The sequence below is a fragment of the Streptomyces roseofulvus genome, assembly GCF_039534915.1.
GTDB lineage: Bacteria > Actinomycetota > Actinomycetes > Streptomycetales > Streptomycetaceae > Streptomyces > Streptomyces roseofulvus.
The window spans coordinates 2,706,459-2,726,450 of record NZ_BAAAWE010000001.1 but is presented as its reverse complement, the minus strand read 5'-3'; the positions used below and the strand labels follow the sequence as shown (position 1 = coordinate 2,726,450).

Below are 19,992 nucleotides of genomic sequence, written 5' to 3'. Positions count from 1 at the left end.
AACTCCCCTGGGATCGTGGGTCACTTGGCGAGACGGACGGTGAGAAGGGCGAGGGCGGCGAAGAGCCCGGCCGCCGCGGCGAGCGGCGCGGCGGAGCCGCCGAGGGTGAGCAGTGCGGCGAAGACCACGGTCGGCCCGAGCTCCATCGCCGTGTTCAGGACGCCGCCGGCGAGTCCGGCCCGGCCGGCCGGGACCCGCTCGGTGGCGAGGACGGCGGCGCCCGCGAAGGAGAGCGCCCCGCCGGCGGGCAGCAGGAGCAGCCCGGGCAGCAGCCCGTACGCGTACGGGACGGTCGGGTCGCCCGAGCCGGCCGCGAGCAGCGCGAGCCCGGCGCCCGCCGTGCCGAGTCCGGCGGCGGTGACCCGGCCGGGCCCGTACCGGCCGATCAGCGGCCCCGCGAGCCGGCCGGCGCCGAGCAGCGCGGCGGCGAAGGGCACGAAGGCGGCCGAGGTGAGCGCCGCCGAGTAGCCGCGCTCCCGCTGGAGGTCGAGCGAGAGCAGGACGAAGGCGGTGGCCGTGCCGGCGGAGGTGAGCGCGACCCCGGCGAGCCCGAGGAGGCGGCGCCGGTCCCGCAGGAAGTCGGGCGGGAGCAGCGGGTCGGCGGCCCGGCGTTCGGCGCGGGCGAAGCCGGCCAGCAGCGCGAGCCCGCCGAGCAGCGGGACGAGGACGGGCGCGGAGCCCCACGGGTGGGCGTCGGTCAGCACCAGGCCGGTGCTGGCGAGCACGATCCCGGCGGTGGCGAGCAGCGCGCCCGGCAGGTCGAGGGCGCGGTCGGCGCCGGGCGGGGTGGCGGGCAGCAGCCGGGGCGCGAGGAGCAGCGCGGCGAGCGCCACGACGACCGGCACGGCGAAGGAGGCACGCCAGGAGGCGGCGGCCGTGATGGCGCCGGAGAGCAGGTTCCCGGCGGTGGCGCCGAGGACGGAGAGGCCGCCCCAGGTGCCCATCGCCCGTCCGTACGCGGCGGGTTCGGGGTACAGGGCGCGCAGCGCGCCCATCGCGGCCGGGGCGACGAGCGCGGCGCCGGCGCCCTGGGCGAAGCGGGCGCCGAGCAGCCCGGCGTAACCGGTGGCGAGCGGGGCGAGCGCGGAGGCGGCGGCGAAGAGGAGCAGCCCGGCGGTGAGCGCCCGCCGGGCGCCGTACCGGTCGGCGAGCCGTCCGCCGAGCAGCAGGAGCCCCGCGAAGGTCAGTCCGTACGCGGCGCTGAGCAGCATCAACTGCCCCTGGTCCAGGCCGAGTTCGGCGGCGATCCGGGGGAGCGGCACGGCGAGCGCGGCGAGCGTGAAGATGAGCGTCGCCTGCACGGTCCCGAGCAGCGCGAACCCCCGGCGGGCACCCCCGTGGCCCGCCGTGGGCGTGCTCGGTGCCGCCGTTCCCTCGTACGTCGTCATGCCGTCCCCCCGTCATCTGTACTTGACCGTACATTCCAGAATGAGCCCCGAGAAAAGGGCACCCTCGCAGGGCGCCCGTCCGGCGGCCGCTCAGTCGAGCAGCCGCAGGGCCTCCTCCGCCGCGTCCCGGACCCTGGCCGGGTCCGTCGACGCCTTGCCGACCACCCGGATCCCCTGCAGCAGCACCAGGAGCATCCGGGAGAGGGTCCGCGGATCGCGGCCCTCCGGCAGTTCCCCCTGGGCGCGGGCCCGGGTGAGCGCCGCGTGGAGCAGGGTCTCGATCTGCTCCCAGCTCAGCTCGACCCGGTGGGCCACCAGAGGATCGCGCGGGGCCAGCTCCGCCGCCGAGTTGGTGACGAAACAGCCGTTCAGGCGCTCGTGCTCCGCCGTCGCCTCGGCGGCGAAGCGGCGGACGAGCGCCCGCACGGCCGGCAGCGCCGGGCCCGGCGCGGACAGTTCCTCGACGAGCCTCGGGTCCCGGGTCTCCAGGTAGCGGTCCATGGCCTTCAGGTACAGCTCGTGCTTGTTGCCGAAGGTCGCGTAGATGCTGGCCCGGCCGATGCCGAGGTGCTCCACGAGGTCCGCCATCGACGTCGCCTCGTAGCCGCGCGCCCAGAACAGGTCGAGCGCCGCCTGGAGCGCGGCCTCGGGATCGAATTCCTTGGTCCTGGCCACGCCCCGGACGCTACCCCTTTCTGGAACGACCGGTCAAGTTAGACCGTGCGTACGGGATAGACCGCCACCGCCACCTCGTCGTCGTCCAGGCACCGCCCGGTCTCCAGGTCGAAGCGCTGCTTCAGGAGCGGCGAGGCCACGTACGGACGCCCGCCCGCCGTCCCGATCAGCCCCCGGGACAGCACCTGCGCCCCGGTGAACGGATCGCGGTTGTCGATCGCGTACGCCCGCCCCGCCCGGTCCCGGAAGACCGCGGCCTGCCGGCCGTCCGGCAGCAGTGCCGCCAGGCCGCGGCCCGGGGTCAGCCGGGCCTCGTCGCAGACCGTCATCCAGGAGTCGGGGGCGGGGCTGAGCTGCACACTTGTCATCGGGACAGGGCTCCTTCCAGGGTGCCGATCGTCAGGATCGTGAGGTCCGGCTTGATCTGGTCCCGCTCCGGCACGAACCGCACCGTCGGGTCCGGCGTCTCGGGCGCGTTCACGAAGGAGACGAAGCGCCGCAGCCGCTCCGGGTCGTCGAGGGTCTGCGCCCACTCGTCCTGGTAGTCGGCGACGTGCGCCGCCATCAGCGCCTCCAGCTCGTCGCAGAGGCCCAGCGAGTCCTTCACGATCACGTCCCGCAGGTGGTCGAGGCCGCCCTCCAGGCGCTCCAGCCACACGGAGGTCCGCTCCAGGCGGTCCGCCGTCCGGATGTAGAACATCAGGAACCGGTCGATGAGCCGGACCAGTTCGGCGTCCGACAGGTCCTGCGCGAGCAGGTCCGCGTGGCGCGGGGTCGCGCCGCCGTTGCCGCCGACGTACAGGTTCCAGCCGTTCGCCGTGGCGATCACGCCGAAGTCCTTCGACTGGGCCTCGGCGCACTCGCGGGCGCAGCCGGAGACCGCCGACTTCAGCTTGTGCGGGGCGCGCAGGCCGCGGTAGCGCAGCTCCAGCTGGATCGCCATCTTCACCGAGTCCTGCACGCCGTAGCGGCACCAGGTCTGCCCCACGCAGGACTTCACCGTGCGCAGCGCCTTGCCGTAGGCGTGCCCGGACTCGAATCCGGCGTCCACGAGCCGGGTCCAGATCGCCGGCAGCTGGTCGACGCGGGCGCCGAAGAGGTCGATCCGCTGCCCGCCGGTGATCTTCGTGTAGAGGCCGTAGTCGCGGGCCACCTCGCCGATCACGATCAGCTTCTCCGGGGTGATCTCGCCGCCGGGGATGCGGGGGACCACCGAATAGGAGCCGTTGCGCTGGAGGTTGGCCAGGTGGTGGTCGTTGGTGTCCTGCAGCGCGGCCTGCTCGCCGTCGAGGATGTAGCCGTTGTTGAGCGACGCCAGGATCGAGCCGACGGTCGGCTTGCACACCTCGCAGCCCTCGCCGCCCTTCGCGGACTCCCGCCCGTGCGAGTCGAGGAGCGCGGCGAAGGAGGTCACCCGCAGGGTGCGGGCGATCTCGTACAGCTCGCTGCGCGTGTAGGAGAAGCAGCCGCAGAGCCCCTTGTCGGCCGCCTTCGGCAGCAGCTTCTCGATCACCTTCACGCAACTGCCGCAGCCCGTACCGGCCTTGGTGCACTTCTTCACCTCGGGCAGCGAGGTGCACTGGGTGATGGCGTGCTTGGTCACGTTGTGGCAGGAGCAGATGACGGCGTCGTCCGGCAGCGCCGACGGGCCGAGCGCCACCGGCGCGCCCGCCCCCGCCGGGAGCACCAGCTGCTCGGGGGAGACGGGGGGCCTGGTGCCGGTCAGCGGGCGCAGCAGCCCGTACGACTCGGCGTCGCCGACCAGGACGCCGCCGAGGAGCCGGCCCTCGGCGTCCACCACCAGCTTCTTGTAGACGCCGGCGCGGGAGTCCGCGTAGACGACGTCGAGGCAGCCCTCGGCGGTGCCGTGGGCGTCGCCGAAGGAGGCCACGTCGACGCCGAGCAGCTTCAGCTTGGTGGAGAGGTCGGCGCCGGTGAAGCCGGTGTCGTCGCCCGCCTCGTCGGCGAGGACCGCGGCGACCGTCTGCGCCATCTCGTAGCCCGGCGCGACCAGGCCGTAGACCCGCCCGTCGGAGGCGAGCGCGCACTCGCCGATCGCGAAGACCGCCGGGTCGGAGGTGCGGCAGTGCTCGTCGACGGCGATGCCGCCGCGCTCGCCCACGTCGAGCCCGCAGTCGCGGGCCAGCTGGTCCCGGGGGCGCACGCCGGCCGAGAAGACCACCAGGTCGGTGGCGAGTTCGGTGCCGTCCGACAGCCGCATGCCGGTCACGGACCCGTCGGCGGTCACGACCTCCTGGGTGCCCGTGCCGGTGTGCACGGTCAGCCCCATCTGCTCGATCGTCCGCAGCAGCGCGGCGCCGCCGCCCTCGTCGACCTGCACCGGCATCAGCCGCGGCGCGAACTCGACGATGTGGGTGTCGAGCCCGAGGCCCTTGAGCGCGCCGGCCGCCTCCAGGCCGAGCAGACCGCCGCCGACCACCGCGCCGGTCGTCGCCGTCTTGGCGTACTCCTCGATCGCGAGCAGGTCCTCGATGGTGCGGTAGACGAAGCAGCCGGCGGCGTCCTTGCCGGGGACCGGCGGGACGAAGGGGTACGAGCCGGTGGCGAGCACCAGGTGGTCGTAGGCGACGACCCGCCCCGACCGGGCGGTCACCGTCCGCGCCGCGCGGTCCACGGCCACGACGGGCTCGTCCGTGTACAGCTCGATGCCGTGCCGCTCCATGAAGCCGTCCTCGACCATCGACAGGTCGTCGGGCGTCTTCCCGGAGAAGTACGAGGTCAGCTGGACCCGGTCGTACGCCGGGCGGGGCTCCTCGCAGAGCACCACGATCCGGGCCCGCTCGGTGACGCCCCGGTCGGCGAGCGCCTCCAGGAACCGCTGGCCAACCATTCCGTGGCCGACCAGGACGATGGTGGGGGTGGTCATGAGGAGCCTCCGTCGTGGGTGAGCAGGTGCAGCAGGGGGGCCTCCGGCAGGGCTTCGTCGCCCTCCCAGGCCCGGGCGAGCGCGCCGACCGCGGCCAGATCGCCGAGGAGGACGCCCCCGACGAGCCGGTTGTCGCGGACGACGACCTTGCGGTACGCGCCCCGGGTCGCGTCGGCCAGCTGGACGACGTCGTCGCCCGGCAGGGGCGTGGCCTCGCCGAAGGCGGCGAGGTCCAGCGGCCGGGCCCCGCCGAGGGTGAGCCGGGTCAGCGCCCGGGTGCCGGTGTAGCGGGGCCCGGCGGTGCCGGACAGCACGTCGGCGAGGACGTCGGCCTGCTCCAGCGCCGGGCCGGCCAGGCCGTAGACCCGGCCGTCGTGCTCGGCGCAGTCGCCGATCGCGTGGATGTACGGGTCCGAGGTCCGCAGCTCGTCGTCGACGACGATGCCGGTCCGCACGTCGAGCCCGGCCTCGCGGGCCAGCGCGACCCGGGGGCGCACCCCGCAGGCCAGGACCACGACCTGGGCGTCCAGGACGAAGCCGTCGGCCAGCTCGACCGCCGTCACCGCCCCGTCCCGCTGCCGCAGCCCGCTGACCCGGCACTCGGTGTGGGTCTCGACGCCGAGCCCGTCCAGGTGCTCCCGCAGCAGCGCGGAGGCGTGCGGGTCCAGGTGCCGTTCCATCAGGGCCTCGCCCTGCTGGGTGAGGACCACCTCGGCGCCCAGCGCGGCCAGCGCCCGCGCCGCGGACACGCCGAGCAGCCCGCCGCCGATGACGACCGCCCGGATGCCCGGGCGCACGGCCTCCCGCAGGGCGAGGCAGTCGTCGAGGGTGCGGAAGGAGTGCACGCCCTCGGGGAGCTCCGCCCCGCGCAGTCCGCGCAGCGGCGGCAGCACCGGGTTGGAGCCGGTGGCGAGGACCAGCCGGTCGTAGCCGACCAGCGAGCCGTCGGCGCACTCGACCGTGCGGGCCGCCCGGTCGATGCCCACCACCCGCACCCCGCGGCGCGCCGGCTCGCGGGGCTCGGGCAGGGCGACGACCTCGGGGGCGTACCGTCCGGCGAGGACGTCGGCGAGCAGCACCCGGTTGTACGGTGCGTGCGGCTCCTCGCCGAGGAGGGTGACCGGCAGGCGCTGGGCGAGGCGGAGGCCCGCCGTTCCGCCTCCGACCACCACGATCCGTGTACTCATACCCGGAAGGGTGCGGCGCCGGTGTTTCCCGGTGGCATCCCGTCTGTTTCCCGTACGGAACGCTGATCTCCGCCGGGTCCGGGGCGGGCTGTGAGGCGACGGGCCGCCGCAAGCTCAGAGCTTCCTCAACGATCACGGGATCGATGGACGGGCCAACGATCTCCTCCCTAGGGTCGCTGCCATGCCTGACATCACCCTGACCACGCTGGTCCTGCTCTGTCTCGCCGCGCTCGTCGCGGGCTGGATCGACGCCGTGGTCGGGGGAGGCGGGCTGCTGCTCCTGCCGGCGCTGCTGATCGCCTTCCCGACCGCCCCGAACGGCTATGTCCTCGGCACCAACAAGGCGGTCGCGATCGTCGGCACCACGGGCGCGGCGATCACCTACGCCCGCAAGACGAGGGTGCCGGTGTGGACGGCGGTACGGGTCGGGCTCGCGGCCCTCGTGGGCTCCTCGTTCGGCGCCCTCTTCGTGACCATGATCAGCCGGGAGGTGCTCCGGCCGCTGATCATCGTGGTCCTCGTGGCGGTGGCGGCCTTCGTCATCCTGAAGCCCTCCTTCGGAGTGCGGCCCGAGGGAGAGGACCGGGCGCCGCTCACCCGGGCCCGGATCGTCACCGCGATCGTCCTGGTCGGCGGCGGGATCGGCTTCTACGACGGCCTGTTCGGACCCGGCACCGGCACCTTCCTGGTGCTGGCCCTGACCGCCGTCCTCCACCTCGACCTGGTGACGGCCTCCGCCACCGCCAAGATCGTCAACGTCTGCACCAACGCGGGCGCCCTCGTCACCTTCGCGCTGAGCGGCACGGTCTACTGGCAGCTGGCCGCCCTGATGGCGGCCTTCAACCTGGCCGGCGGGACGATCGGCGCCCGGATGGCGCTGAGCAAGGGCTCGGAGTTCGTCCGCGGGGTGCTGCTCGTGGTGGTCCTCTCCATGGTCGCGAAGCTCGCCTACGACCAGTGGGGCTGACCGGCCGGCTCAGCGCACCCCGATGAGGTGCCCGAAGGCGACCACGTTCCCCTGGTAGCCGCCGCTCTTCGCGGAGAAGCCGCCGCCGCAGGTGATCACCCGGAGTTCGGCGCGGTCGGTCGCCCCGTACACCTTCTCGTCGGGGAAGGCGTCGTTGTCGTAGACCTCGACGGCGTCGACGGTGAAGACCGCGGTCTTCCCGTCCTCCCGGTCGATCTCGATCCGGTGGCCCTTCCGCAGGGCGCCCAGCGTGTAGAAGACGGCCGGGCCGCCGGCGTTGTCGACGTGGCCGGCGACGATCGCGGTGCCCTTGGCGCCGGGCGTGACGCCGTCGGCGTACCAGCCGGCCAGATTGCGGTCCTCGGCCGGCGGCACCTCCAGGGAGCCGTTCGGGGCCAGGCCGAGCCGGGTCATCGGGGCGTCCACGTCCGTCTCCGGGATGCGCAGCCGCACCGGCGGGGAGGAGGGCAGCGGGTCGGCGGCGGCGTCGGTGTGCACGCTCGGCCCGGCGGCGAACGCCTGGGCGGCGGACGGCACGGGCGGGGTGACGTCCTGCGAGCCGTTCTGGACGAGCCAGAGGCCGACGCAGGCGGCCACCGCCAGGCCCCAGCCCTTGCTCCTGTTGCTCACGTCGGTTCCTCGGGGTCGCTGCGGCGGGGGACGGCGAGGGTCCCGCCCCCGGCCGGCCGTGTGCGGGAGCCGGGCGGGGGCGGGACGGGCGGTGTGATCAGTGGCCCTGGGCGCCGCTCGCCCGGCGCCGCATGAGCCACACACCGCCGACGGCAGCCGCGGCCAGCACCGCCGCGCCCGCCGTGACCTGGGCGGTGTCGGGGCCGATGCTGCCGCCGACACCGGTCTTGACGTGACCGCTGGGCTCGCGGTGCTTCACGGTCAGCTCGCCGCGGGCGGTCCGGCCGTTGTCGCAGGCGACGGCGATCCAGTGGGTGCCCGGCTTGGCGTGCTGGGGCAGCGTGAACTGTCCGACCACGACCTCCTTGTGGGTGCTCGGGCTCAGCTGGAACTCCCCGGCGCCGACCGAGTTCGCGTCCCCGACCCCGTGCCCGTTCTTGCCGCAGGCCAGGGTGTTCACGGTGACGGTGGTGCCGGGCGAGGCGGTGGAGGGGTAGATCTCCAGCGTCTGGGGGCGGCCGTCGTTCTCGTTCTCGTTCGCGTACGCCGTCGGCGCGGCGAACGCGCCGAGCGCGACGACCGTCAGCGCGGTTCCGGTGAGCAGGCGGGCAGTGGGGCGCATGGTGGGGTTCCTCCGGGGCGCGCGGTCGTTCGGTCTTCCGTAGGACCGAGGTAACGACCCCGGCGCGCCCCCCGCCTGCTGATGGTGCGTCAGGATTGCTCCGTCCGATACGGCGCGTCGACTGGAATCGAGTCGTTTCCGCAGGTCAGAGCCGGTTACGAGGCGTCAGCTGACGTGTCGTGCCGAACGGGTGAGCGGGCCCGGGAGGGGGCCCCGGCGGAGGGGGCCCGGAGGAGGGTCCGGAGGGGAGGGCCTGGAGGGAGGGGGCCCGGAGAGCAGGGCCCGCGCAGGGGGCCGTCCCGCCCCGGCCGTCAGTCCTCGTCCTCCTCGCTGCCCTTGCCGTGCTTCAGCCGGGCGAGGCTCTCCAGCCACTGGCGGGCGTCGGCGCCGAAGTCGCGGCTGCCGACCTCGTGGTGCGCGGCCACGAAGCGCAGGGCCTTCGGTTGGTTGTCCCAGTAGTGATCGCCGCCCTCCCGGAACCGGCGCAGGAAGATCTCGGAGCCGACCGCGTTGGTGTGGAAGGCCAGCTCCACCCGGGGCGGGCGTCCCTCCCCGCCGCGCCGGTCGACGAGCCGGAAGCCCTGCCACACGTAGAGGTGGTACTCGGGGCGCGGGGGCGAGGACTCGTGGACCCGGGAGCTCTCGAGGGCGTACCCGTCGGCCGCGAAGGCGTCGAGGACCGCCTCGTGGAGCGGCAGCGTCTCCACCCGCACCGGGTCCAGGTCGGTCGCCGCCTTGACGCCGGGCGCGTGGACCTCGGTCCGGACGCCGATCGAGACGCCGAGCCGCTCGCCGCGCGTCTCGTTCGGCGGCGTCTCCCACTTCAGGCGCTCGGAGAACGGGACGCGCCTCTCTTCGCCCTTCTTCAGCTCGAACCAGCCGCTGGCGGTGGGGTAGCAGAGGGTCGTGCCGTCGTTCTCGCCGTCGCCGTCGCCCTTGTGCGTGAGGGACACGTTGACGGCCATCCGCATGCGTATCGACTCGATCTTCAGGTCGCGTTCCGGCGCGCGGACCACGACCTCGCCGCGCAGCTTCCCGCCGGGGCGGACCGGCTCGTCGGGAAGGATCGTGTCGATCTCCAGTGCCGGGCCGCCGTCGTTGCCGAAGAGTCTCTTGAACACCATGGCCGCAGGCTAATCGGCGGAACCCGTCCCGTCACCGGAAACGATCTTCTCGCCCGGCACCTCCGCGTAGGCGCCCAGGACCCGCTCCATCAGCGCCTCGTCCACCGGGTACGCCACCCCGTCGACCGCCGTCACCGGCGCGATCGACCGCGCGTTGGCGGTGAACGCCGCCCGGAAGGAGGGCAGTTCGGTCAGCGCGACCGGGCGGTGGACCGACGGCAGGCGCGGAGCGAGCAGCGCCATGGTGATCCCGGTGAGCTGCGGCGCCGTCGGCCACACCACCGAAGTGCCGTCCCAGAAGGCGACGTTGGCGACCGCGCCCTCGGCGACCTCGCCCGCCGGGGAGGTCAGCAGCGCCTCGTCGAAGCCGGCCCGGCGGGCCGCGTCCCCGTGGTACCGCTGCCCGAAGCCGCCCAGGTGCTTCAGGTGCGCCGCCGGACGCAGATAGCCGACGGCCGTCAGCCGCTGCGGGGCGCCGGGGCCGTCGGGCGCGGCCTCCCGGACGGTGACCGCCACCAGGAACCGGGACCCGCCCTCGTACACGTACACCCGCGCCGAGCAGTCCCGCCGGCCCGACGCCCCGACGGCCCGCGCCAGGAGCTCCCGGACCCGTCCGCCGGGCAGCGGCCCGCCGAACAGCTCCCGGGTGGCCCGGTCGAGGCGGTCGAGGTGCAGGCCCAGGCCCTTCACCCGGCCGTCCCGCACCTGCATCGCGGTGAAGTGGCCGTAGCCGCCCATCACGGCGGCGAGCGGCCCGGGATCGGCCACCGGGACCCCGTCGATCTCGATGTGCACGGGGGCGGGGGAGGGCGAAGTCGTCATGGGCTCACGGTAGTCCCGGCGACCGCGCGGAAGATTCCTCCCGTCCGCGCTTGACCTCGACCAAACTTGAGGTACCACTCTTCTCGGCATGGACATCACGAACTCCGCCGCCCAGGCCGCCGCCCCCCTGACCCTCGCCCTCGTCGTCGCCAGCGACCGCGAAGGCCGCTTCGCCCCCGTCGTCGCCGACTGGTTCCGCACCCGGGTCGCCGAGCGCTCCGACTTCGACCTCACCGTCCTCGACCTCGCCGAGATCACCCTCCCCACCTCCCTCTCCTACGATCCCGACCCCGACGTCCGCGCCGAACTCGCCCGCGTCACCCCCGTCCTGGAGGCCGCCGACGCCTACGTCGTCCTCACCCCCGAGTACAACCACTCCTTCCCGGCCTCCCTGAAGAACCTCATCGACCGCCACTACACCGAGTGGCGCGCCAAGCCGGTCGGCTTCGTCTCCTACGGCGGCATCTCCGGCGGCATCCGGGCCGTCGAGCAACTGCGCCAGGTCTACGCCGAGATGCACGCCGTCACCGTCCGCGACGGCGTCGTCCTGCCCAACGCCCACGGCCTGTTCGACGAGGACGGCACCTTCAAGGACCCGACCGGCCCCGAGAACGGCGCCAAGCTCATGCTCGACCAGCTCGCCTGGTGGGGACGCGCCCTCAAGGACGCCAAGTCGGTCCGCCCGTACGCCGCCTGAGACCCGCCCGCGCCCCGCGGACGGACCGGCGGCGGCCGGGGCCGGGGGAACGGCCTACGCCCGGCTGCACGCGGACCGGTCCGCCCGTACGGTGGAGGGGTGATCGTCACCGTCCGCACCACCACCGACGCCCGCGCCAAGGCCGACGCCCTGGCGCGCGGCGCCGTCGAGGCCCGGCTCGCCGCCTGCGCGCAGATCTCGGGGCCCGTCACCTCCGTCTACCACTGGCGGGGGGCGATCGAGACCACCGAGGAGTGGGAGGTGGTCTTCAAGACCACCGAGGCCCGCTACCAGGCCCTGGAGGCCCACCTCACCGCCGCCCACGACTACGAGACGCCGGAGATCCTCGCCACCCGGGTGACCCGGGTGGCCGAGCGGTACGCCCGCTGGGTCGAGGACGAGACGGCGGGCGCCGTCGAGCCGGAGACCACGGCCCGGGAGGAGCGGCCGTTCTTCGTGTACGGGACGCTGCGCCCGGGCGGGTACAACCACGACCGCTTCCTCGCCGGCCGGATCGGCACCGAGGCGGCCGCCGTGCTGCCCGGCGCGGTCCTGCACGACGGCCCCGGTTACCCGTACGTCGTCCCGCAGGCCGGCGGCCGGGTGATCGGCTCGCTGCTCACGCCCTCGTCCGGCGACTACGGCGAGCTGTTCGGCCTGCTCGACCGGCTGGAGCTGCCCGTCGGCTACGAGCGGGTGGCCATGGACGTGGTCCGGACGGACGACGGGGCGCAGGTGTCCGCCTGGGTGTTCGTGGCGGCACCGGACGCGCCCCTCGGCCCGGTCATCGAGAGCGGCGACTGGTTCGACCGGCCCTGACCCTCACCCGGCGACCCGTTCCAGGCGGACCGCGCACACCTTGAACTCGGGCATCCGGGAGACCGGGTCGAGCGCCGGGTTCACCAGCGTGTTCGCTCTGCCCTCCCCGTACCAGTGGAAGGGCATGAAGACGGTGTCCGGGCGGATCGCGCCGGTGATCCGGGCCGGCGCCACCGCCCGCCCGCGCCGCGACACGACGGCGACCGGCTCTCCCTCCGCGACCCCGAGCCGGTCCGCGAGCCGCGGGTGCAGCTCCACGAAGGGGCCGGGCGCGGCGGCGTTCAGCTCCGCCACCCGCCGGGTCTGCGCCCCGGACTGGTACTGGGAGACCACCCGGCCGGTGGTGAGCACCACCGGGTAGTCGGCGTCGGTCTCCTCGGCGGCCGGCCGGTGCGTCACCGGCACGAACCGGGCCCGCCCGTCCGCGGTCGCGAAGCGGTCGAGGAAGAGCCGGGGGGTGCCCCCGTGGCTCTCCCCGGGGCAGGGCCAGAAGACGCCCTGCTCCTCCTCGATCCGCCGGTAGCTGATGCCGGAGTAGTCGGCGGGCCCGCCGGCGGAGGCGCGGCGCAGCTCCTCGAAGACCTCCTCCGGGTCGGTGGGGAAGCCCTTCTCCCAGCCGAGCAGCCCGGCGAGCGCGTGCAGCACCTCCAGATCGCTGCGCACCCCCTCGGGCGGGGTGAGGGCGCGCCGGCGCAGCAGCACCCGCCCCTCCAGGTTGGTCATGGTGCCGGTCTCCTCGGCCCACTGGGTCACCGGCAGGACGACGTCGGCGAGCGCGGCGGTCTCCGAGAGCACCACGTCGGCGACGGCGAGGAAGTCGAGCGACCGCAGCCGCTCCTCGACGTGGGCGGCGTGCGGGGCGGAGACGACCGGGTTGGAGCCCATCAGCAGCAGCGACCGCACCTCCCCGCCGAGCGCGTCGAGGAGTTCGTACGCGCTCCGCCCCGGCCCCGGCAGGGTCTCGGGGGCGACGCCCCACACGCCGGCGACGTGGGCGCGGGCGGCGGGGTCGTCGAGCTTGCGGTAGCCGGGCAGCTGGTCGGCCTTCTGGCCGTGCTCGCGGCCGCCCTGGCCGTTGCCCTGGCCGGTGAGGCAGCCGTAGCCGGAGAGCGGCCGGCCGGCCCTCCCGGTGGCGAGGCAGAGGTTGATCCAGGCGCCGACGGTGTCGGTGCCCTTGGACTGCTGCTCGGGGCCGCGCGCGGTGAGCACCATGGAGTTCTCGGCGTCGCAGAAGAGGCCGACCGCGGCGCGCAGGTCCGGCACCGGGACGCCGGTGATCCGCTCGACGTGCTCGGGCCAGTGGGCCATCGCCCCGGCCCGGGCCTCCGCCCAGCCGGTGGTGCGCTCCGCGACGAACTCCTCGTCGACCCGGCCCTCGGCGACCACCAGGTGCAGCAGGCCGAGGGCGAGCGCGAGGTCGGTGCCGGGGCGGGGGGCGAGGTGCAGGTCGGCCTGGTCGGCGGTGCGGGTGCGGCGCGGGTCGACGACGATCAGCTTGCCGCCGTTCTCCCGCAGCTCGGTGAGGTAGCGCAGCGCCGGCGGCATGGTCTCGGCCAGGTTGGAGCCGACGAGGATCACGCAGCCGGTCCTCGGGATGTCCTCCAGCGGGAACGGCAGCCCCCGGTCGAGGCCGAAGGCCCGCTGGTGGGCGGCGGCCGCCGAGGACATGCAGAAGCGCCCGTTGTAGTCGATCTGCGAGGTGGCGAGGACCAGCCGGGCGAACTTGCCGAGCGTGTACGCCTTCTCGTTGGTGAGTCCGCCGCCGCCGAAGACCCCCACCGCGTCGGGGCCGTGGTCGGCGCGGGTCCGGCGCAGTCCTTCGGCGACGGCGGAGAGCGCCTCCTCCCAGGAGGCCGGCTCGAGCGCCCCGGAGTCAGGGCGGCGGACCAGGGGCTCGGTGAGCCTGACCCGGGAGGAGAGTACGGAGGGGGCGGTGCGGCCCTTGCCGCACAGGGCGCCCCGGTTGACCGGGAAGTCGGTCCGCTCGACCACCTCGGCGGGCAGTTCCGCCGTGCCGGTCGGGCGGAGCCGCATCCCGCACTGCAGGGCGCAGTAGGGGCAGTGGGTGGGGACCGCGGTGGCGTCGGACATGCCGCCCAGCGTGCGTCGTCCTTGTTACGGGCGGGGGCGTCCCGTATTACGGGCGCGGTGCTCTCCGCTCAGGTCACGGGGTCGCGCCGGGTGAGGCGGGGGCGGTGGGGGCGCCGCCCGCCAGGGCCTCGCCGACGCCGGTCTCGCGCGGCCCGAGGAAGCGCGGGTCGGGGCGGACGGCCGCGTCGAGCGCGGCCTTGCCGGCGGCGAAGAGCTCCCGGGTGGTGCCGTAGTACCAGGTGGTGTCGTGGGGTTCGGCGACCCCGACGCCGTACGAGGCCACCCCGGCCCGCTCGCACAGGGCGACGGCCCGCTTGATGTGGAAGTCCTGGGTGACGAGGACGGCCCGGTCGACGCCGAAGACCTTGCGGGCCCGCACGCAGCTGTCCCAGGTGTCGAAGCCGGCGTAGTCGCTGACGACCTTCCCGTCCGGGACGCCCCGGGCCGCCAGGTAGGCGCGCATGGCGCTGGGCTCGTCGTACGAGGTCCGGCTGTTGTCGCCGGTGACGAGGAGGACCTTCACCTTGCCGGTGCGGTACAGCTCGGCGGCGGTGTCGAGCCGGTGGGCGAGGTACGGGGTCGGGCGCCCCTTCCAGAGGCCGGCGCCGAAGACCACGGCGACGTCCCGGGCGGGCACGTCGGCGGTCGTCCGCAGCTTGCCGGCGGCGGCCGTGTGCATCCAGGTGGCGGGCGCCAGGGCGACGACGGCGGCCGCCATCAGGGCCTGGACGGCGCGGCGGCGGGCCCGGACGGTGCGGGGGTACCGGACCTGCATCGGCTGTGCCTCCGGGGGTCGGGGAGAGGGCGGTCACCCCGTTCGACGCGCGGGCGCGGCCTCCGGTTCGGCGGCGCCCCGCCGAGTGCCGTACAGCACACCCGCCAGGCCCATCCCGAGCAGCATCCCGAGCAGCTGCGCGGCGGCGTAGGCGGGCACCGAGGCGGGGGCGATGCCGGTGAACGAGTCGGTGAGGGAGCGGCCGACGGTGGCCGCCGGGTTGGCGAAGGAGCCGGAGGAGGTGAACCAGATCGCCGCGCCGATGTAGCCGGCGACCGCGACCGGCGCCAGCTGGGGCCGCCCGATGTGCCGCAGGCCCTGCACGACGAGGACGAGCCCGGCGGTGGCGACCGCCTCGCCGAGCAGCAGATGGAGCGCGGCGCGCGGCTCTGTCGACCAGGAGCCGGGCGGGCGGCCGAACATCGCCTCGGCGAGCAGCGCCCCGGCGACGGCGCCGGCCACCTGGGCGGCGACATAGGCGAGGACCTCCCCGCCGCCCCGCTCGCGGCGGCGGGTCCACCACTCGGAGAGCGTGACGACCGGGTTGAAGTGGGCGCCGGAGAGCGGCCCGAGGAGCGCGATGAGCAGCCCGAGGCCGAGGGCGGAGGCGGCGGCGTTGGCGAGCAGCCGGACCCCGACGTCCTGGCTGAGGGAGTCGGCGCGGATGCCGGAGCCGACGATCACGGCGACGAGGGCGGCGGTGCCGGTGAACTCGGCGGCGGCGCGCCGGGGGAGCGACGCGGGGGACATTCTCATAGTGGAAAAGATATTCCGTGATTCGGAACCAAAAAAGAGGGGAGGGGAGGGGTGCGCGTTCCGTACGATCCGGCGGTGATCAACGACGACCTGCTGACCGCCGCGGTACGGAACAACGCCGGGTGGTGCGCGAGCATGTGCCGGGCCCACGGCCTCACCACCGCCACCGGCCCCCGGGCCTGGACCAGTCCCCGGCGCACCCCGCTCTACTACCCCGACGCCGTCTCCCTCGCCGGGGACGCCACCGCCGCCGACGTCCTCGCGGGCATCGACCTGACCGCGCCCGGCGCCTCCGTCAAGGACTCCTACGCCCGCCTCGACCTCGCGCCCGACGGCTTCCGGCCGCTCTTCGACGCCACCTGGATCGGCCGCCGGGCCGGGACCCCGGCCGGCCCCGGCCCCGCCTGGACCCGCGCCGCCACCCCCGAGGCGCTCGCCGCCTGGGCCGACGCCTGGAGCGGCGGCGACGCCGACGAGACCGCCCTCTTCCACCCCGCCCTCCTCGACGACCCGGCCGTCACCGTCCTCACCGTCCCCGGCCCCGACGGGCGGATCCTCGGCGGCGCCGTCCTCTCCACCGCCGCCGGCGCCACCGGCGTCTCCAACCTGTTCGCCGCCGACGGCACCGACCCGGCGCTCGTCTGGACCGCCGTGCTGGCCGCCGCCGACCCCGCCCTCCCCGTCGTCGGCTACGAGTCCGGCGACGACCTGACCGCCGCCCTCGCCGCCGGCTTCGACCGGCTCGGCCCCCTCCGCGTCTGGCTCGCCGCCTGACAGGCGCCCCCACGCGCGCGTGAGCCCGGCGAAACACCGGCGTGCGGGTCATGGACACCAGACGTGACCACCGCGCAACGGGCAGGCAACGTGCCCCCGCCAGGATCGGTCCATGACGGAGCCGGACAGCACGTTCGCGGACGCCACCGCCCTGCTGGGGCGGATCGTGGATCAGCTCGGACTCCAGCTCCGCCGGGTGCGTCCGTACGAGGCCCCGGCGGGGAAGACCGAGCAGGAGGTACGCCGCCCATGCAGCCGTTCGCACAGCACCCCGGCCACCGCCCCGCCCTCGTGGCCGTCGGGCACGGCAGCCGCGACCCCCGCGCGCGTGCCACCCTCACCCGGCTCCTCGACCGGGTGCGCGAACTGCGACCCGGCCTCGACGTCCGCCTCGCCCACATCGAGCTGAACACGCCGCTCCTCGACGACACCCTCGCGGCCCTCGCCGCCGAAGGACGCGAGGCCGTACTCGTCCCCCTCCTCCTCGCACCCGGCCACCACGTCACCCACGACCTGCCCGCCGCCCTCGCCGCGGCCCCCCGGCTCCGCGCCCGCGTGGCCGAACCCCTCGGCCCGCACCCCCTGCTCGTCGAGGCCCTCGCCGACCGGCTCGCCGAGGCCGGCTGGACGCCCGCCGACTCCGCCTCCGCCGCCACCGGCGTCGTCCTCGCCTCCGCCGGCTCCCGCGACCCCCGCTCCGCCGCCACCCTCCGCCGGATCGCCGCCGACCTCGGCGAACGCCTCGGCGGCACCCCCGTCGTCGCCGCCTACGCCTCCGCCGCCGCACCCACCGTCCCCGAGGCCGTCGCCGCCCTCACCGCCCGCGGCCGCCACCGGATCGCCGTCGCCTCCTGCTTCACCGCCCCCGGCCTCTTCGCCGCCCGCTCCGCCGCCCATGCCCCCTGGACCGCCGCCGAACCGCTCGGCGCCCACCCGGCCCTCGCCCGGCTCGTCCTGCATCGCTACGACGGTGCCGCCCGGGCCCGCACCGCCCTCCCCGCCACCCCCGCGCGGGAACTCGCGTCCATCTGAACCCTTTTGTCGGCCCCTCCGGTTACCGTCGAGACATGGCAGGCTACGACGGCACCAGCGAGACCCCCGGGTACGACCCGACCGCCACCGAGCGCTGGGCGGCCGAGCCCGACAAGCGCCCCGGCCGCACCGCCTTCCAGCGCGACCGCGCCCGCGTGCTGCACTCCGCGGCGCTGCGCCGGCTCGCCGGGAAGACCCAGGTCGTCACCCCCGGCACCCGGGGACACGCCTGGGACGCCAGCCCCCGCACCCGGCTCACCCACTCCCTCGAATGCGCCCAGGTCGGCCGCGAGCTCGGCGCCGCCCTCGGCTGCGACCCCGACCTCGTCGAAGCCGCCTGCCTCTCCCACGACATGGGCCACCCGCCCTTCGGGCACAACGGCGAACAGGCGCTCAACGACGTCGCCAAGGACTGCGGCGGCTTCGAGGGCAACGCCCAGTCGCTCCGCCTCCTCACCCGCATCGAGCCCAAGCGCTTCGTCACCGGCCCCGACGGCGAACCGGCCAGCGTCGGCCTCAACCTCACCCGCGCCGCGCTCGACGCCGCCACCAAGTACCCCTGGCCGCGCGGCGGCCACCCCACCGACCCCGGCTCCTCCAAGTTCGGCGTGTACGAGGACGACCTGCCCGTCTTCGAGTGGATCCGGCGCGGCGCCCCCGAGCAGCGCAAGTGCTTCGAGGCCGAGGTCATGGACTGGTCCGACGACGTCGCCTACTCCGTCCACGACTTCGAGGACGGCCTGCACGCCGGCCACATCGACCCCAACCTCCTCTACGCCGAACCCGAGCGCGCCGACGTCTTCGCCGTCGCCATCGGCCGCTACGTCCCCGACGACACCGACCCCGCCGAACTCGCCGAAGCCCTCGACCGGCTCATCGACCAGAAGTGGTGGCCGCACGGCTACGACGGCTCCGCCGCCGCCCAGGCCCGCCTCAAGGACGCCACCAGCCAGCTCATCGGCCGCTTCTGCCTCGCCGCCGAGGGCGCCACCCGCCAGGCGTACGGCTCCGGCCGCCTCACCCGCTACGGCGCCGAACTCGTCGTCCCCCGCGCCACCCGCAACGAGTGCGCCGTCCTCAAGGCCGTCGCCGACCGGTACGTGATGCAGCGCGCCGAACAGGAGGCGCTCCGCGCCGACCAGCGGATCGTCGTCGCCGAACTCGCCGAGGCGCTCGTCGCCCGCGCCCCCGACGGCCTCGAACCGCAGTTCCGCGCCCTGTTCGTCGCCGCGCCCGACGACCGTTCCCGCAAGCGGGTGATCGTCGACCAGATCGCCAACCTCACCGACGCCTCCGCCCGAGCCCTCCACCACCGCCTCCGCACCCCACGCGGGTAGGGGCCGTTCGCCCCCTTTCGCCTTCCCGCGCCGTGCGGGACCCTCGCATGCACGTCCTGGGGCGCTGCCGCCCGGGCCCGGCCCGGGGGCGTAGCGTAGAGAACCGGTCGCAACGAGGAGGAATCAACGTGGTCGACGCAGATCAGACCTTTGTCATCGTCGGCGGGGGCCTGGCCGGCGCCAAGGCGGCGGAGACGCTCCGCGCCGAGGGCTTCAACGGCCGGGTGATCCTCATCGGCGACGAACGCGACCACCCCTACGAACGGCCGCCGCTCTCCAAGGACTACCTCCTCGGCAAGAAGGACCGGGACTCCGCCCTCGTCCACGAGCCCGCCTGGTACGCGGCCCACGACGTCGAGCTCCGCCTCGGCCAGACCGTCACCGCGGTCGACCGGGACGCCCACACCGTCCGCCTCGGCGACGGCACCGTCATCCACTACGACAAGCTGCTCCTCGCCACCGGCTCCGAGCCTCGCCGCCTCGACATCCCCGGCACCGGCCTCGCCGGCGTCCACCACCTGCGCCGCCTCTCCCACTCCGAGCGGCTCCGCGACGAGCTCAAGGCCCTCGGCCGGGACAACGGCCACCTCGTCATCGCCGGCGCCGGCTGGATCGGCCTGGAGGTCGCCGCCGCCGCCCGCACCTACGGCGCCGAGGTCACCGTCGTCGAGGCCGACCCCACCCCCCTCCACCGCGTCCTCGGCCCCGAGCTCGGCCAGCTCTTCGCCGACCTCCACACCGAGCACGGCGTCCGCTTCCACTTCGGCGCCCGCATCACCGAGATCACCGGCCAGGACGGCATGGTCCTCGCCGTCCGCACCGACGACGGAGAGGAGCACCCCGCCCACGCCGTCCTCATCGCCATCGGCGCCGCCCCCCGCGCCGCCCTCGCCGAGAACGCCGGCCTCGCCCTCGTCGACCGCGCCGACGGCGGCGGCGTCGCCGTCGACGCCTCCCTGCGCACCTCCGACCCCGACATCTACGCGGCCGGCGACGTCGCCGCCTTCGACCACCCCTTCCTCCACCACCGCATCCGCGTCGAGCACTGGGCCAACGCCCTCAACGGCGGCCCCGCCGCCGCCCGCGCCATGCTCGGCCAGGAGGTCTCCTACGACCGGATCCCGTACTTCTTCACCGACCAGTACGACCTCGGCATGGAGTACTCCGGCTGGGCGCCCCCGGGCTCGTACGACCAGGTCGTGGTCCGCGGCGACACCGGCAAGCGCGAGTTCATCGCCTTCTGGCTGCGCGAGGGCCGGGTGACCGCCGGGATGAACGTGAACGTGTGGGACGTCACAGAGCCGATCCAGAAGCTCATCCGTTCCCGCGCCACCGTGGACCCGGACGCCCTCTGCGACCCCTCCGTCGCCCTGGAGAGCCTGCTCTGATCCGTACGGGTGAGCCGTAGA

The 19,992-nt window shown here is 74.8% G+C and carries 19 protein-coding genes and 1 pseudogene; 8 read left to right on the top strand and 12 right to left on the bottom strand.

From position 1 onward, the window contains the following. Positions 1-20 precede the first annotated feature (20 nt). The 5 genes from ABFY03_RS12610 to ABFY03_RS12590 form a co-directional block, all read right to left on the bottom strand. Positions 21-1,388: an MFS transporter gene (locus tag ABFY03_RS12610; protein ID WP_346169927.1), complete on the bottom strand. Its 1,368-nt coding sequence runs from the start codon at positions 1,386-1,388 to the stop codon at positions 21-23. A gap of 90 nt (positions 1,389-1,478) precedes the next feature. Continuing rightward, positions 1,479-2,063: a TetR/AcrR family transcriptional regulator gene (locus ABFY03_RS12605; RefSeq protein ID WP_319013945.1), complete on the bottom strand. Its 585-nt coding sequence runs from the start codon at positions 2,061-2,063 to the stop codon at positions 1,479-1,481. A 38-nt stretch (positions 2,064-2,101) separates the two neighbouring features. Beyond that, the gene (nirD, locus tag ABFY03_RS12600; protein ID WP_319013946.1) at positions 2,102-2,431 is read right to left on the bottom strand and encodes a nitrite reductase small subunit NirD; all 330 of its coding nucleotides are present in this window, start codon (positions 2,429-2,431) and stop codon (positions 2,102-2,104) included. After that, entirely contained in the window at positions 2,428-4,950 is a 2,523-nt protein-coding gene (nirB, locus tag ABFY03_RS12595) for a nitrite reductase large subunit NirB (RefSeq protein ID WP_346169926.1), read from the bottom strand. The genes nirD and nirB overlap by 4 nt, the downstream gene beginning before the upstream one ends. Further along, the gene (locus tag ABFY03_RS12590; RefSeq protein ID WP_319013948.1) at positions 4,947-6,137 is read right to left on the bottom strand and encodes an NAD(P)/FAD-dependent oxidoreductase; all 1,191 of its coding nucleotides are present in this window, start codon (positions 6,135-6,137) and stop codon (positions 4,947-4,949) included. Before ABFY03_RS12590 ends, nirB begins: the two co-directional genes overlap by 4 nt. 181 nt (positions 6,138-6,318) lie before the next feature. Between ABFY03_RS12590 and ABFY03_RS12585 the strand changes: the two genes are divergently transcribed. Continuing rightward, the gene (locus tag ABFY03_RS12585; protein WP_031004964.1) at positions 6,319-7,104 is read left to right on the top strand and encodes a sulfite exporter TauE/SafE family protein; all 786 of its coding nucleotides are present in this window, start codon (positions 6,319-6,321) and stop codon (positions 7,102-7,104) included. Positions 7,105-7,113: 9 nt separating this feature from the next. Here ABFY03_RS12585 and ABFY03_RS12580 read toward each other — a convergent pair whose 3' ends face one another. From ABFY03_RS12580 to ABFY03_RS12565, 4 genes are all read right to left on the bottom strand, one after another. Then, positions 7,114-7,734: a class F sortase gene (locus ABFY03_RS12580; RefSeq protein WP_319013949.1), complete on the bottom strand. Its 621-nt coding sequence runs from the start codon at positions 7,732-7,734 to the stop codon at positions 7,114-7,116. Between the two features lie 97 nt (positions 7,735-7,831). Beyond that, on the bottom strand, positions 7,832-8,356 hold the full coding sequence (locus ABFY03_RS12575) for a hypothetical protein (RefSeq protein ID WP_319013950.1): 525 nt from the start codon (positions 8,354-8,356) through the stop codon (positions 7,832-7,834). Between the two features lie 311 nt (positions 8,357-8,667). After that, complete coding sequence (locus ABFY03_RS12570) at positions 8,668-9,480, bottom strand: sporulation protein (protein ID WP_319013951.1); 813 nt, start codon at positions 9,478-9,480, stop codon at positions 8,668-8,670. A 9-nt stretch (positions 9,481-9,489) separates the two neighbouring features. Continuing rightward, complete coding sequence (locus ABFY03_RS12565; protein ID WP_319013952.1) at positions 9,490-10,302, bottom strand: aminotransferase class IV; 813 nt, start codon at positions 10,300-10,302, stop codon at positions 9,490-9,492. 88 nt (positions 10,303-10,390) lie between these two features. Here ABFY03_RS12565 and ABFY03_RS12560 point away from each other — a divergent pair, with 88 nt between their 5' ends. The 3 genes and pseudogenes from ABFY03_RS12560 to ABFY03_RS12550 all read left to right on the top strand — a co-directional run bounded on the left by ABFY03_RS12560 (position 10,391) and on the right by ABFY03_RS12550 (position 11,818). Beyond that, positions 10,391-10,999: an NADPH-dependent FMN reductase gene (locus tag ABFY03_RS12560; protein WP_346169925.1), complete on the top strand. Its 609-nt coding sequence runs from the start codon at positions 10,391-10,393 to the stop codon at positions 10,997-10,999. Between the two features lie 99 nt (positions 11,000-11,098). Beyond that, positions 11,099-11,407 (top strand): annotated as a pseudogene (gene cutA, locus ABFY03_RS12555) (divalent-cation tolerance protein CutA); the annotation flags it as partial. 48 nt (positions 11,408-11,455) lie between these two features. Then, positions 11,456-11,818, top strand: a complete 363-nt coding sequence (locus ABFY03_RS12550; protein ID WP_319014042.1) for a gamma-glutamylcyclotransferase family protein — start codon at positions 11,456-11,458, stop codon at positions 11,816-11,818. Positions 11,819-11,821: 3 nt separating this feature from the next. Here the strand turns inward: ABFY03_RS12550 and ABFY03_RS12545 are convergent, their stop codons facing one another. From ABFY03_RS12545 to ABFY03_RS12535, 3 genes are all read right to left on the bottom strand, one after another. Continuing rightward, positions 11,822-13,909 (bottom strand): molybdopterin oxidoreductase family protein, encoded by a 2,088-nt coding sequence (locus ABFY03_RS12545; RefSeq protein ID WP_319013954.1) that lies wholly within the window; start codon positions 13,907-13,909, stop codon positions 11,822-11,824. A 73-nt stretch (positions 13,910-13,982) separates the two neighbouring features. Next, on the bottom strand, positions 13,983-14,684 hold the full coding sequence (locus tag ABFY03_RS12540) for a SanA/YdcF family protein (protein WP_346169924.1): 702 nt from the start codon (positions 14,682-14,684) through the stop codon (positions 13,983-13,985). A 33-nt stretch (positions 14,685-14,717) separates the two neighbouring features. After that, complete coding sequence (locus tag ABFY03_RS12535) at positions 14,718-15,440, bottom strand: aquaporin (protein ID WP_346169923.1); 723 nt, start codon at positions 15,438-15,440, stop codon at positions 14,718-14,720. 75 nt (positions 15,441-15,515) lie between these two features. On the opposite strand from ABFY03_RS12535, the gene ABFY03_RS12530 reads away from it, so the two are divergent. From ABFY03_RS12530 to ABFY03_RS12515, 4 genes are all read left to right on the top strand, one after another. Next, positions 15,516-16,214, top strand: a complete 699-nt coding sequence (locus tag ABFY03_RS12530; RefSeq protein WP_319013957.1) for a hypothetical protein — start codon at positions 15,516-15,518, stop codon at positions 16,212-16,214. Positions 16,215-16,463: 249 nt separating this feature from the next. Further along, positions 16,464-17,246, top strand: a complete 783-nt coding sequence (locus ABFY03_RS12525; RefSeq protein ID WP_346169922.1) for a sirohydrochlorin chelatase — start codon at positions 16,464-16,466, stop codon at positions 17,244-17,246. 35 nt (positions 17,247-17,281) lie between these two features. Beyond that, a complete protein-coding gene (locus ABFY03_RS12520) occupies positions 17,282-18,583 on the top strand; it encodes a deoxyguanosinetriphosphate triphosphohydrolase (RefSeq protein ID WP_319013959.1) in 1,302 nt (433 codons plus the stop codon). Positions 18,584-18,711: 128 nt separating this feature from the next. Further along, a complete protein-coding gene (locus ABFY03_RS12515; RefSeq protein ID WP_319013960.1) occupies positions 18,712-19,971 on the top strand; it encodes an NAD(P)/FAD-dependent oxidoreductase in 1,260 nt (419 codons plus the stop codon). Positions 19,972-19,992 lie beyond the last annotated feature (21 nt).

Coding starts and splice junctions, on each gene's coding strand:
- ABFY03_RS12610 (WP_346169927.1), bottom strand. CDS start 1,388: ATGACGACGTACGAGGGAACGGCGGCACCGAGCACGCCCACGGCGGGC.
- nirD (WP_319013946.1), bottom strand. CDS start 2,431: ATGACAAGTGTGCAGCTCAGCCCCGCCCCCGACTCCTGGATGACGGTC.
- nirB (WP_346169926.1), bottom strand. CDS start 4,950: ATGACCACCCCCACCATCGTCCTGGTCGGCCACGGAATGGTTGGCCAG.
- ABFY03_RS12590 (WP_319013948.1), bottom strand. CDS start 6,137: ATGAGTACACGGATCGTGGTGGTCGGAGGCGGAACGGCGGGCCTCCGC.
- ABFY03_RS12585 (WP_031004964.1), top strand. CDS start 6,319: ATGCCTGACATCACCCTGACCACGCTGGTCCTGCTCTGTCTCGCCGCG.
- ABFY03_RS12575 (WP_319013950.1), bottom strand. CDS start 8,356: ATGCGCCCCACTGCCCGCCTGCTCACCGGAACCGCGCTGACGGTCGTC.
- ABFY03_RS12570 (WP_319013951.1), bottom strand. CDS start 9,480: ATGGTGTTCAAGAGACTCTTCGGCAACGACGGCGGCCCGGCACTGGAG.
- ABFY03_RS12565 (WP_319013952.1), bottom strand. CDS start 10,302: ATGACGACTTCGCCCTCCCCCGCCCCCGTGCACATCGAGATCGACGGG.
- ABFY03_RS12560 (WP_346169925.1), top strand. CDS start 10,391: ATGGACATCACGAACTCCGCCGCCCAGGCCGCCGCCCCCCTGACCCTC.
- ABFY03_RS12545 (WP_319013954.1), bottom strand. CDS start 13,909: ATGTCCGACGCCACCGCGGTCCCCACCCACTGCCCCTACTGCGCCCTG.
- ABFY03_RS12540 (WP_346169924.1), bottom strand. CDS start 14,684: ATGCAGGTCCGGTACCCCCGCACCGTCCGGGCCCGCCGCCGCGCCGTC.
- ABFY03_RS12535 (WP_346169923.1), bottom strand. CDS start 15,440: ATGAGAATGTCCCCCGCGTCGCTCCCCCGGCGCGCCGCCGCCGAGTTC.
- ABFY03_RS12525 (WP_346169922.1), top strand. CDS start 16,464: ATGCAGCCGTTCGCACAGCACCCCGGCCACCGCCCCGCCCTCGTGGCC.
- ABFY03_RS12520 (WP_319013959.1), top strand. CDS start 17,282: ATGGCAGGCTACGACGGCACCAGCGAGACCCCCGGGTACGACCCGACC.